Source organism: Stenotrophomonas sp. GL_101 (genome assembly GCF_057835675.1).
Genome location: NZ_CM174432.1, coordinates 2,387,298 through 2,399,881, shown reverse-complemented (window position 1 = coordinate 2,399,881; position 12,584 = coordinate 2,387,298). Strand labels below are relative to the sequence as shown.

Sequence of the window (12,584 nt, the reverse complement as noted above, 5' to 3'; positions counted from 1 at the left end):
GATCAGCGGCGCGTGGGCGTTTGCCGATCGGTAGAAAAGTCGTAGACGATCCGGTTCAGATAGGTCTCACCCGGTGCCAGCCGCGCCGAGCCGAACGCAGGCTGGTTGGGCGTGTCCGGGAACAGCTGCGGCTCCAGCGCGATGGCATCGCCCTGACGGTACACATGGCCACTTTTGCCGACCGTGCTTCCATCCAGGAAGTTGCCCGAATAGAACTGCAGGCCCGGCTGCGTGGAGAGCAGCGACATCACCCGGCCCGAACGCGGGTCATGCACCCGGGCCACTTCGCGCAGCTCACGCGTGGGCGCTTTGCTGATCACCCAGTTGTGGTCGTAGCCTTGGCCGTGGAGCAGCTGCGACTCATCACCCCGGCGCAGGTCGCGGCCAATGGGCTTGGCCTTGCGGAAGTCGAATACGGTGCCTTGCACCGGCTGCAGCACGCCAGTGGGAATCAACGTCGCATCCACCGGCGTGTAGGCGCTGGCTGGAATGGTCAGCTCATGTTCCATGGCCGAGCCGGAACCCTCACCGGAAAGGTTCCAGTAGGCGTGGTTGCTCAGGTTGACGATGGTCGGTGCATCGGTGGTGGCGCGGTACTCGATCAGCAGGCGACCATCGCCCTTCAACGCGTAGGTGGCGGTGACCGTGAGCGTGCCCGGGAAGCCCTGGTCCCCATCCGGACTGACGTGCTGCAGGATGGCGTGGTCTGGTGCAGCTTCCACGATCGTCCAGACGACCTTGTCGAACCCATGCGTGCCGCCATGCAGGCTGTTGCGGCCATTGTTGGTAGGTACCTGGTAGGTCTTGCCATCCAGGGTGAAGCGTCCGTGCGCGATGCGATTGGCGAAGCGCCCGACGATGGTGCCGAAGTACTGCGGCTTGTCCAGCGTGGCCTGAAGAGTGCGGTCACCCAGCAGCACGTCGGCATACCTGCCGTCGCGGTCGGGTACCTCAAGCGAGTGCAACGCCGCCCCCAGTGTCAGCACCCGTGCCTGCATGCCGGTGCCATCCCGCAACAGGAGCGACTCCACCGGGGTGCCATCTGACATCGTGCCGATCACCGCCCGCTCCTGGGCCCCCGCAACACCTGCTGCGGAAAGCGCCAGTACGCCGATCAATCCCGCCGTCTTCCCCTTGCCAGAAAACATTGCTCCAGCCCCCGCTCGATGTCGTGGAGCGTACAAAACCATATAATCAGACAATACGCACGTTGCGACGCAGCAAGCGTCCTGGGGTGGTGCATCAGCGAAGGTTGGTCGCCATTGCATGGATGGCCGAGAAGCCGCGCACGACCGCGTCGGCAGAAGCCACCGGGTACGCCGCAATACCCAGCTCGGCCAGCGCCGCCTGGTAGAGCCGAGTGACAGGTCCCGAACCCACCAGCGGCACCGAAGCGCGCTTCAGCGCGGGGAACAGCGCCAACGCATCTGCAATCTCGGCACCGGCAAGCAACCCGCGCAGGTAGGCACTGGTCTGGTCGCGCGGCAGGGCACCGCGAAGCATCCTGGCGCGCACACCGAAGAGCAGGGTGCCCAGCCCGAGCGGGCCCTCTGCCGCAGTGCGTACGCCATCGGCGAATGCCGGCCCCGGCGCGCCCGGCCCTTCAAGCACCGAGGCCAGGAGGCCGCCGCTGGCCAGACGATCGAAGAGCTCGCCAGACATGCAGGTCATGAAGCTGTCCACGCGGCCGTCGCTGAGTTGAATCCATTTGGTATGCGTGCCAGGCAAGGCCACGATGCAATCAGCGCTTACGTTGCCGCCACTCAGCAGGCCGAGCAGCTCGGTTTCCTCGCCACGAAGTACATCGGGCGCACCGTCGATCGGACGCACGCATGCCATGCCGGGCACGATGCTCAGCTCAAGGCTGCCCATCCGCGTGGAGACCAGACGCTGCGCCACGCTGGCAACGCCCGCAGGACAGTCCACATATCCCGCGTCTGTCCAGCCGACACTGGAGCCGATCATGCCGGCGGCATAGGCGTGGCCGGCGTTGGGCCAGCGCGCTCGGATCGCATCGGCCGCCGCCACCATGCCGTCGCGCTGCAGCATCGCGACCCCGGCGGGTGCCTCGTGCGAGTCGATCACCTGCCCATCGGTGCCGATCAGGTAAGCCCTTAGATTGGAGCCGCCCCAGTTGATGCCAATGATGCTGTCGCTGTCGTGGTGTTGCATGACGAGTCCTCCGGAGGGAAGGCGTGGTTGCCTATTGTCTGATTATATGGTTTGGTTGCGGCGCGCTGGCAACCCCGCCAGAGCGGTATCCCACGGGAGGGGAACATGTTGAACGGCACGCTTCGTGCGCTGGTGGCTGCAGCGCTCCTGCAGGCATCGGCAGGCGCATCCGCAATCCAGCCAGCGATCGACAATCCGCTGCTGGCGTCCGGCCCGGACCCATGGATCATCAGGGAAGGGGAGGTCTTCTACTACATGGGAACCCACGGCGATCGCCTGGCCATTCGCGCGACCACCGACCTGTCGCGCCTTGACCAGGCACGCGAGATCACGGTCTGGCGCCCACCCGCATCGGGTCAGAACGCGACGTCGATCTGGGCACCGGAGCTGCATCGGATCGATGGCAAGTGGTACATCTACTACACGGCGGCCGCGAGTGGTGTTGCCGAAGGCCAGGAGGACTCGCATCGCGGCGTGTTTGTGCTGGAGAACCGCAGCGCCGATCCCACCAAGGGCGTCTGGCGCGATCATGGGCGTCTGGCCACCGCGCACCCCGGTATTGACGGCACCACCTTCGTCGCTGCGGGCAAGCGCTACTTTGTCTACTCGCCCTATGTCGGCCCCGATAGCGTGCTGGCCATCGTGGCCATGTCCAATCCCTGGACCCTGGCTGGTAAGGAGACGATCATCGCGCGCCCCGACCAGGCATGGGAGCGGCAAGGCGGGCGGCAGATTCTGGAGGGTCCGGAGTTCCTGCAGGGACCCGCCGGAGATCTCTTCCTGGCCTACTCTGGCAGCGCCTGCTGGTCAGATGGGTATGCCATCGGGCTGCTTCATGCCAAGGCAGGGGCTGACCCCCTGAATGCCAGGGACTGGACCAAGGCGGAACAGCCCATCCTTGCCAGCAACCCTGCGGGGAGTGTGTATGCACCGGGGCATAACGGGTTCTTCCGCATGAGCGACGGCACGCCGTGGATTGTGTATCACGCCAATCCGGGGCCCGGGATGGGGTGCACCGGGAAGCGTTCGCCACGGGTGCAGCCTGTGCATTGGGACCAGGAAGGGATGCCCGTGCTGGAGCTGCCGGTGGGGCGCGGCTTGGGCGGTCCTGAGTAGTCGCTATGACGACTGGAAATGACTGGAATGACTGCAGCCGAAGCACTCGATCCCTGCTATCACCTCTCGTTTGCCGACATCGGTGAGCCCGAAGAGAATGCGCTTCGCCTCGTCGTTGAGGAAGCGTTGGTGCTGACCGCTTTGCGAAGTGGCAGGCACCGCACGTGGTGCACCAGTATGTAAAGGTCCTCCACGTGCGGACGCATTGTCAGCGGGCGTCTGCGGCTGCGCTCAGGTCATGCAGGCTGCGCAGCTGCTTCTTGTTGATCTTGCCCACGCTGGTGCGTTCTATCGACTCAACGAAGCTGACCCGGTCCGGGATCGCGTAGCGGGAAATATCGCCTGAGCGGCTGCGTGCCGCGACCAGTTCTATGATCTCCGCTTCGGTCACATCACTGCCGGCATGCTTGACCACCAAGGGCAATGGCCGCTCGCCCCATTTCGCATCGGCGATGCCGATCACGGCGACCTCGTTGACCGCCGGATGCAGGGCGATGATGTCTTCCAGCGCGAGCGAGGAGATCCACTCGCCGCCGGTCTTGATCACATCCTTGATGCGGTCGGTTACCCGCAGGTAGCCGCCGGCATCGATGGTGCCAAGGTCCCCGGTATGCAGGTAACCGCCCGCCCACAGGGCCGCCGACGCGTTCGGGTCGTGCAGATAGCCCTGGGTGAGCCAGGGCGCGCGCACCACTACTTCGCCGGTGGCGATGCCGTCGTGGGCGACATCGTTCATGTCTTCGTCGACGATGCGCAGGTCCACCAGCGGCACCGGGATGCCGGCCTTGGTGCGCAGCGACAGCGCCTCGTCCGAACCGGCCAGTGCGCCTGCATCGATCTGGGCGAGGGTGAGCAAGGGGCAGGTCTCGGACATACCGTAGCCGCCGAAAATGTCGATGCCACGTGCCAGTGCCTGTTGCGCCAGTGCCCGCGGCAGTGCCGCGCCGCCGATGATCACTTTCCATCCGCGCAGATCGGTATCGGCAGCGCCTGGATGGTCAAGCAGCATATGCAGGATGGTCGGCACGCAGTGCGAAAAGGTCACCTTCTCGCGGGCGATCAACGCCAGCAGCTGCCCCGGCAGATAGCGACCGGGATAGACCTGCTTGACGCCCATCAGCGTGGCCACGTATGGCAGGCCCCACGCGTGGACATGGAACATCGGGGTGATCGGCATGTAGACATCATCGCGGTGCAGGCGCCCCTGGCTGGGCGCACTGCCCAGGGCGGCCATCGCCGTCAGTGAGTGCAGTACCAGTTGCCGGTGGCTGAAGTAGACGCCTTTGGGCAGGCCGGTGGTTCCGGTCGTATAAAACATCGTGGCGCGGGTGTTCTCGTCGAAGTCCGGGAAGCGGGTGATGGGCGTGGCCCCGCGCAGCCCGGTTTCATACTCGGTAACGAAACCCGTGGGCAGTGGACCCCCCATATCATCCAGCAGAATCCGCATGCGCAGATCCGGCAGCTGTTCGTCGATGCCTTCCAGCACCGGCAGGAACTCACGGTTGGCCAGGAGCACCCGCGCGCCGCTGTGATTCAGCGTATAGGCAATCTGCTCTGGCGCCAGCCGGATGTTCACCATCACCAGCACCGCACCGATCATCGGCACGGCGAAATAGCTCTCCAGGTAGCGGTTGCTGTCCCAGTCCATTACTGCCACGGTATCGCCGTGCTTTACCCCCAGCGACGTCAGCATCCCGGCCAACTGGCCGATGCGCGCCTGCAGTGTGCGGTAGTCGAAGCGAACCTTGTCGCCGTAGACGATTTCCTGCGCGGGACGCACCGCCAGTGGCGTGTGCAGCAGCTGCTTGATCAGCAGCGGATAGGCGTTGGCCTCGGGGGCGGTCACGTGTGCGGCGGAGGTGGGCGACATCGGGTAATCCTGGTAAGCAACGCGTCAGCGGCCGGGAATGGCCTGGACGGCGGGAATGGACAGCTGCTCACGCAGCAACGGTGTTTCAGCGCGTGGTGTTGGCTGCACAAGTGCATCCTGCGGCAGCGCGTGCGCTGGATCCTCAAGGTGCCCCCACACCTGGTCCAGCGCCGCGAACATATAGGGCAGCAGCGGCACATACCGCTTCCGGTACTCCGGGAAGGCCATCAGCGAGTCGAAGTGCTGTGCGTTGTTGATCCGCCAATAGGCGATCTGCGCGCCTGCCTTGCGTGCAAGCGGCACGTAGCGATCGCTGGTCATGCTGATTGGCACCAGCCCGTCGTCGATGCCGTGGATGACCACGATCGGCAGGCCGCGACGCGGGGCGTTGGCGCTGGCGTCGGCGATGCCGGTGCGCACCCGCCGGGCATCGGTGCTGTCGCCCATGCCGAGCGCGCGCAGGCAGTTCAGGCCGCGCAGCGGATCGTCTGCCGACCGTGCCGCATTGCCATCCACCAGCACCACGCCACTGCCCGGCGGAATGCCACTGCCCTCGCTCCACCAGGTGGCACGCACCTCCGCTGCCGCCGGACCGGGTTTACCGTCAGCCCCGGTGGCCGAGAAGCGGTACGCGCAGGGATGGTCGCCAGCGCCATAGCGTCCATAGGCCGAGGCATAGGTCGCCGCGATCGCGCGCCACAGATCTAAACCGGTCGAAAACGCGCCAGCGCGCAGCGCACCGTCGCTCAAGCCAGCGTCGGCAAGCTGCTGCCGTGCCGACTGTGCCTGTGCCGTCGTGTCATCGCCCTGCACCTGCCCGGCCGATTTCAGCATGGCGCAGCGCTGGGCCCCTGCCAGCGTTGCCTGTGCCTGCAGGGGCGGTTGTGGCAGATCATCCAGTGCCAGCAACGCACAGGGCATCAGCAACGCCGCCTGGGTCACGAAATCGTACAGCGGCGGTGCACCGGCAACCGAGACGTTCGGTTCGCCGGCCACCATCGCATCGAACCAGTCGCCTTCGATCTCCGCCGCACGCAGCACGGCGCCACCGCCATTGGAAACACCCACGCCCAGCGTGCGCGTATTGGCCGCCGTGAACGGGGCCGATCGAGGGTAGGCGCGGTCCAGCGCCTGCAGGCCGAACTGCAGCGCCTGCAGCAGATGCCGGCCCCAATCGGCTTCCGGGTTGTCGCCCGAATGGGCGTGCTTGAAGGCGATGCCCTGCGTGGCTGCCGCAGCCACGGGAACGAATGCCAGTGCGCCCTGGCTGGCGGGCGTGCCGTCGGCCTGGAAACCGATCCTGGCGTCCAGGTCGTAATAGTCACTGCCGGCGCCCTTGTCGGTATAGGCGACGGCGCAGCCGTGCGCCAGGCCCCAGCTGCCGGCAACGGCAATCGCGCCATAGATGCCCCGCGAGCCGGACGATGCGGCGACGAGCAGGCAGCGTCGCGAGGCGTCGAAGTTGTCGGGCACCTGCACCAGTACGCGGTGGGGGTGGCGCGCGCCGGGGACGCGCGCATAGGCCGAGAATTCGCGCCCCGGGGCCGCCTGCAGGCTGCCATAAACATCGCCGAAGCCACCGCCGGGGGTCAGGTCGGCGATACCGCGCCAGCTGCTCCAGATCGCACGGCGCCGGGCCTCGTCGGCGGTAGGCTGGGCCGGGCGGGCGAAGCCCGGCGCGGTGGCCGAGCGCAGGGCGTCGATTCCCAACCCCGCAGTCAGCAGGTCATCGTTGCCGCGATGCCCGGTTTCCCGCCACTGCTCGAACACCGGGACTGTAGGGATGTGGCTGGGTGTGGCGGCATGGGCGATGGAGACGCAGCCCGACAGCAGCGGCAGCGCGGCGCAAAGCAGGGTAGCGGGGCGGGCGATGTTCATGGCGCCACACTAGCAATCCACGGCGGATGCGCCAGCGTACCTAGGTACCCGTGCCCAACGGCGGACGATTTGATAATCTCCGCTGGACATGCCGACCCTGCTTATCGCCGATGACCACCCTTTGTTCCGCGCGGCACTGCATCGTGCGGCTGAAGAGGCGGTTGCCGATCTGCAGATCAGCGAAGCCGATTCGCTGCACGGCGTGCTCGAGATCCTGGAGAGCCAGCAGATCGACCTGATGCTGCTGGACCTGCATATGCCGGGCAATCATGGGCTTGCCGGGCTGGCGACCATCCGTGCATTGCAACCGGGGTTGGCGATCATCATCGTCTCGGCCAATGAAGAGCCGCACGTGATCCGCCGTGCCATCGATCTGGGCGCTGCCGGCTATCTGCCCAAGAGTTCGGGGCTGACCGACCTGCAGTCCGCACTGCAGACCGTGTTGGAGGGTGAGCGCTGGATCCCGGCGCTGCTGCGCGAGCCCGTGGCGCGGGTGACGCCCTTCAGCAAGGACGCCGACCTTGCCTCGCGCCTGGCCAGCCTGTCCGCGCATCAGTACAAGGTGCTGAGCCTGGTGGCCGAAGGGCTGCTCAACAAGCAGATCGCCGACCGGCTGGGCGTGCAGTTGCGCACGGTCAAGGCGCATATGACCCGCATCATGGGCCGGCTGGGTGTACGCAATCGTGCGCAGGCGATCCGGGTGCTGCACGAAATGGGCTTGACCGATCCCTCCCGGCAGATCGAACAGGCGCAGGACGCCTGATCTGCAGCGTGTGCGGGGTCAGGCGTTTGCCGCGCCGGGCGTTGCCAGCAGATGGTTGATCGCCCAACGCAGCGCCAACGGCTTGAAAGGCTTGTTCAGCAGCGATAGACCCACCCCGCGCACCGCCTCGCGCGTGTCGCTGCCGGTATCGGCGCTGAGAATCACCGTCGGCCGCGGCCCATGCGCGGCGACCAGGCGCTTCCACAGCGCGATACCCGTATCGCCCTCGTCAAGGTGGTAGTCGAACAACCACAGTGCAGCCTCGTGTGTTGAGGAATCCATCGCGCTGGCGTCGCGCACCGCGATGACCTCGCAGCCCCAGGACAGCAGCATCTGTCGCATGGCCTCCAGCGCGTCTGGATCGTTGTCCACCACCAGCACGCGGGTGCCCTTGAGGGTGCTGTTTCCTCCCGCAGGGGATTCGGTTCGAGGGGCGGCAGGCGGCGTTGCCCGCGCCACGCTGATGGAGAAGGCCGAGCCGCGATCGGGCACGCTATGCAGTTCCAGCGATGCATGCAGCAGGTCGGCAATACGGTGCGCGATGGTCAGGCCAAGGCCCAGTCCCTGGCCATTGCTGCGGTCGCCGCGGTGGAACTCCTCGAACACAATCGCCTGCTGCTCCGCAGCGATGCCGGGGCCACTGTCATGCACACCAATGGTCAACATGCGGCCATGGCGACGCACGCCAAGCAGCACGCCGCCACGGCGGGTGTAGCGGATGGCATTGGCCAGGAAGTTCTGCAGCACGCGGCGCAGCAGCAACGGGTCGCTGTGTACCCAGGCGCGGGTCCGTACATAGCGGAACTGCAGGCCGTGCGCGGCGGCCAGCACGGCGACCTCCTGCGCAAGCGGATCCAGCACCGTCGACAGCGCGAACGGGCGCGGATCGGCGACCAGCCCACCGGCTTCCAGCCGCGAAATATCCAGCAGGCCCGAGAGCAGGTCATCGGTGGAGTCCAGGGCGCCGCGGATCTGGCGCAGGAAGCTGTGCAGGAACTCCGATTCTATGTGCTGGGACATGGCGTCGGTCAGCAACTGCGCCGCATGCAAGGGCTGGATCAGGTCGTGGCCGACCGCGGTCAGGAAGCGGGTCTTGGCCACGTTGGCCCGTTCGGCCTCGTGCACGGCCTGCTCCAGCCTGGCGGTGCGGTCCTGCACGCGACCCTCGAGGGTTTCGTTGCTGCGCTTGAGTGCGTCCTCGGCACGACGGAAGGCGGTGACATCGGTGAAGGTGGCCACGTAACCGCCACCCGGCATGGGATTGCCGCGGATTTCAACGATGGTGTTGTCTGGGAATATCCGCTCGGACAGATGCGGGGTGCCGCGACGCATGTGCACCACGCGGCGTTGCAACGCCTTGTCGGGGGTGTCACCGGGGCTGTCGCCGATCTTCAGTTGTCCCACTGCCCAGGCGGTGAGGTTGGCCACCGGCTGTCCCACCTGCAGCAGCGCCGGGGGAAATTTGAACAGCGCGGCATAGCGGCTGTTCCAGGCCACCAGCTGCAGTTGCGCATCGACCACGCTGATGCCCTGGCTCATGTTTTCCAATGCCGCTTCCAGCAGGCGCTGGTTGAAGCGCAGCACCTGGGTGGCTTCGCCGACCGCGCGGGTGACCGCGTCCAGGGGCGCGGCGCCGCCATCGCGTGCGGCCTCCACCAGCAGCCGCGCCATGCCGGCACCGACCACGGCGGTCAGTTCACGCTCGATGGCGGTGACCCGGTCGTCATCCAGCATCTGCCCGTCATGTCCGTCCATCAGCTGCCGTGCCCGTTCCTGGCCAAGGAAGCGACCGGCCGTCTTGCGCAGCGACGCGGCGGCCACCGCATCCCGCTGCCGCGGCAGCGACGGACGTACCGCACGCGACACCAGTACAACGGTCACCAGGTTGACCGCCAGGCTGGCGCCCATGCTGATGGCGATATGCCCCGGCTGCAGGCGCAGCGAGAACATCGCCAGCCAATGCAGCCCGTCGGGGTTGGCCGACGGCGGCGGGGCCGGGACCACCATCGGCAGCAACACCAGCCACAGCCAGACCAGCGAGCCCAGTACGATGCCGGCGATGATGGCCGGGGAGGGCGTACGCGGGCGATACACCGCCAGCAGGACCGCCGGTGCCAGTTGAGACAGCGCGGTGAACGACATCAGGCCGAAATCGCTGAGCGCCTCGGTGCCGCTCATCGCACGGCTGTACAGCCACGACATCAGGAACACAGCGAGGATGCCGGCGCGACGGAACGCCAGTACGCGCGGGCGCAGGTCGGCGCCGGCGTCGAAACGATCGGCGCCGCCCATCAGGCGTGAGCCCACGCCGTGGTTGCCGAGCATGATCGACAGGGTCAGCCCGGACAGGATCATCATGCCGGTGGCAGCGCTCAGGCTGCCCAGGTACGCAAGCAGCCCCAGCAGGTGGTGGCCGCGTTCCAGCGGCAGGGCCAGCACGTACAGGTCGGGCGACACCGACGCCGGCAGCTGTGCGGCACCGGACAGCGCCATCGGCACCGACGGCAGGCCGATCAACAACAGGTAGAGCGGGAACAGCCAGCGCGCCGTCTTCAGATCCGAGGACCGGCGCAGCTCGACCACGCCCACATGGAACTGGTGGGGCAGGGTGAACGCGGCCATCGCACCGAGCGCCACCATGGTGAGAAAATCGGGGATGACCGCCGGGGAGGGGAGCTGCACCATCTTGTCAAGCAGGGGCGTGCCCGCCTGGTGCACCGATACGCCGGCATACAGGCCGATGGCCAGCAGCGCTGCCAGTTTCAACAGCGATTCCAGGCCGAGCGCGACCACGATGCCGCGGTTGTGCTCGGTGGCCGACGCCTTGCGCGCACCGAACAGCATGGTGAACGCCGCCATCGTCAGCGCGAACCAGAACGACATGTCCAGCCGCCACCCACTGGCCGCGAACGCATCACCGAGCAATGCGCCGAGGCCCTGGCTGACGGCTTTGAGCTGCAGCGCGATGTAAGGAATGATGCCGAACAGTGCGACCAGCGTGATGGTGACCCCAAGCCCCTGATCAGCACGCAGCCGCGCGACCACCAGGTCGGCGATGGTGGCGCTGTTGTGCTGCTTGGCCAACCGCCCAAGCCGGACCAGGAACGGCAGGCCGAAGGCGAAGATCAGCGCCATGCCGATCAGTGTCGGCGGAATCGGGAAGCCCCATTGCACGCCCTGCGAGGCGGCCCCGTAATAGGTCCACGCGGTGCAGTGCACGCCCAGTGACAGCGCGTAGATGGCCGGCCAGACCCTGGAGAGGCGGTGCCCCTGGCGTTCCCCCCACAGGGCGACGCCAAACAGCAGCACGGTCCAGGCGATGCAGGCGAACAGGACGATGGAGGGCGTCAACATCGCTCCAGTGTAGAGAGAACCGCAGCCGGCGGGCAGCCGGCCGGCCATGCGCTGTGGGGTGGGCCAGCGCTAGGCGGCGGTCACGATCAGCGACAGCTGCTCGGCAACCAGTGCCACCTCGCCGCCGGGGATCACCTCCACGGTCTTGTGCTGGGTCAGCAGCCACTGGCCTGGCTGGCGTGCTTCCAGTGATACCAGCCGCGAGCGCACCCGGACCTCGGCACCACTGGGCACCGGCGCCAGGAAGCGGACCTTGTTCAAGCCGTAGTTCAGTACGTGGGCGATGCCGGGGAAGCCGGTCAGGGCGGCCACATCGTCTTCGACGGTAAGTGAGAGCAGAAGGAAGCCGTGCGCGATGGTCTGCCCGCCCGGCAATCCGGCCTGCGCGCGGGCCGGATCGACGTGGATCCAGTTGTGGTCACCGGTGGCGTCTGCGAAGGCATCGATGCGCGATTGCGCGATGCGCGTGCCGCCGCCCAGCCGCTCGCTTGCCGCCCATTGCCGCAGGGCCTGCAGCGCAGCAGGGAGCTCGGTGATCGTCGCGTCGGTGCTCATCGCACGCGCTCCAGCAGCACCAGGATCGCGTCACGTGCCGCAGGTTCGGACAAGGTCGGCGCATGCCCCACCTCCGGCACCTCGACCAGGCGGGCGGTGGGGGAGGTAGCGGCCATCCTGCGTGCAACATCGGCTGGCAGGATGTCCGACAACGCCCCGCGAACCACCAGCACCGGCACGCGTGCGGTCAGCCCACGCACCGCGCGCCACAGCACCGGGCGCAGCAGCCACAGCACCCACGGCCGCGTGGTGCGGATCACGGCCGGGTCGTAGTCCAGCTCCAGCAGCCCATCGTCGCGCTGGCGGAAGGTGCGTGCGGCCATCGCCCGCCAGTCCTCGGCGGTGAAGCGCGGGAACGCGGCCTTGCCGATGGATTCCACATAGGCCGCAGCCTGCGCGGGATCCATCGGTGGCACCGGCTTGCCGGCATACTTGCCGATCCGCGCCAGGGCTTCGCGCGGCACCTTGGGGCCGGCATCGTTGAGCACCGCTGCAGCGATTACCTCGGGCGCGCGCGAAGCGAGGGTGATGGTGACCAGCACGCCCAGCGAAGTGCCGATGAACACCGCCTTGTCGATGTGTTGTGACTGCAGCAGCGCCACCATGTCGTCGGCATAGGCGCGCGGGGAGTAACTGGACGGGTCCGGTGCACGCGCCGACCCTGCACGCCCACGCAGGTCAACGGCGAGCACGCGCCAACCGACGGCGGTCAGCGACTCGGCAAGGGCATCGAAGTCGGCGCCATTGCGGGTCAACCCCGGAATGCAGACCACCGTGCCACGGGGTGATTGCCCCGCGGCCGGTGCATGGTCGCGCGCGTGCAGGGGCAGGCCATCGCTGCTGTGCCAGTACAGGTCATCGTAAGACGGCGTCATG

At 67.0% G+C, this 12,584-nt stretch carries 10 protein-coding genes; 3 read left to right on the top strand and 7 right to left on the bottom strand.

The window, feature by feature from the left end; genetic code table 11:
• Positions 1-2: 2 nt before the first annotated feature.
• A complete protein-coding gene (locus AC3IR9_RS10570) occupies positions 3-1,049 on the bottom strand; it encodes an aldose epimerase family protein (protein WP_489290600.1) in 1,047 nt (348 codons plus the stop codon).
• 193 nt (positions 1,050-1,242) lie between these two features.
• Positions 1,243-2,172, bottom strand: coding sequence for a 2-dehydro-3-deoxygalactonokinase (locus AC3IR9_RS10565; RefSeq protein WP_489290598.1), 930 nt, complete (start codon positions 2,170-2,172; stop codon positions 1,243-1,245).
• Positions 2,173-2,277: 105 nt separating this feature from the next.
• Between AC3IR9_RS10565 and AC3IR9_RS10560 the strand changes: the two genes are divergently transcribed.
• Both AC3IR9_RS10560 and AC3IR9_RS10555 read left to right on the top strand, forming a co-directional pair.
• Positions 2,278-3,288: a glycoside hydrolase family 43 protein gene (locus AC3IR9_RS10560; RefSeq protein ID WP_489290596.1), complete on the top strand. Its 1,011-nt coding sequence runs from the start codon at positions 2,278-2,280 to the stop codon at positions 3,286-3,288.
• 27 nt (positions 3,289-3,315) lie between these two features.
• Positions 3,316-3,471 (top strand): hypothetical protein, encoded by a 156-nt coding sequence (locus AC3IR9_RS10555; protein ID WP_489290594.1) that lies wholly within the window; start codon positions 3,316-3,318, stop codon positions 3,469-3,471.
• Positions 3,472-3,496: 25 nt separating this feature from the next.
• Here AC3IR9_RS10555 and AC3IR9_RS10550 read toward each other — a convergent pair whose 3' ends face one another.
• Entirely contained in the window at positions 3,497-5,158 is a 1,662-nt protein-coding gene (locus AC3IR9_RS10550) for a fatty acid--CoA ligase (RefSeq protein WP_489290593.1), read from the bottom strand.
• 24 nt (positions 5,159-5,182) lie between these two features.
• Complete coding sequence (locus AC3IR9_RS10545; RefSeq protein ID WP_489290591.1) at positions 5,183-7,036, bottom strand: 3-hydroxybutyrate oligomer hydrolase family protein; 1,854 nt, start codon at positions 7,034-7,036, stop codon at positions 5,183-5,185.
• Between the two features lie 88 nt (positions 7,037-7,124).
• On the opposite strand from AC3IR9_RS10545, the gene AC3IR9_RS10540 reads away from it, so the two are divergent.
• Positions 7,125-7,799, top strand: a complete 675-nt coding sequence (locus AC3IR9_RS10540; protein ID WP_489290589.1) for a response regulator transcription factor — start codon at positions 7,125-7,127, stop codon at positions 7,797-7,799.
• Between the two features lie 18 nt (positions 7,800-7,817).
• On the opposite strand, the gene AC3IR9_RS10535 is transcribed toward AC3IR9_RS10540, so the two are convergent.
• The 3 genes from AC3IR9_RS10535 to AC3IR9_RS10525 all read right to left on the bottom strand — a co-directional run bounded on the left by AC3IR9_RS10535 (position 7,818) and on the right by AC3IR9_RS10525 (position 12,583).
• Entirely contained in the window at positions 7,818-11,153 is a 3,336-nt protein-coding gene (locus AC3IR9_RS10535; protein WP_489290587.1) for a hybrid sensor histidine kinase/response regulator, read from the bottom strand.
• 69 nt (positions 11,154-11,222) lie between these two features.
• Complete coding sequence (locus AC3IR9_RS10530; protein ID WP_489290585.1) at positions 11,223-11,708, bottom strand: MaoC family dehydratase; 486 nt, start codon at positions 11,706-11,708, stop codon at positions 11,223-11,225.
• Positions 11,705-12,583: an alpha/beta fold hydrolase gene (locus AC3IR9_RS10525; RefSeq protein ID WP_489290584.1), complete on the bottom strand. Its 879-nt coding sequence runs from the start codon at positions 12,581-12,583 to the stop codon at positions 11,705-11,707. Before AC3IR9_RS10525 ends, AC3IR9_RS10530 begins: the two co-directional genes overlap by 4 nt.
• Position 12,584 lies beyond the last annotated feature (1 nt).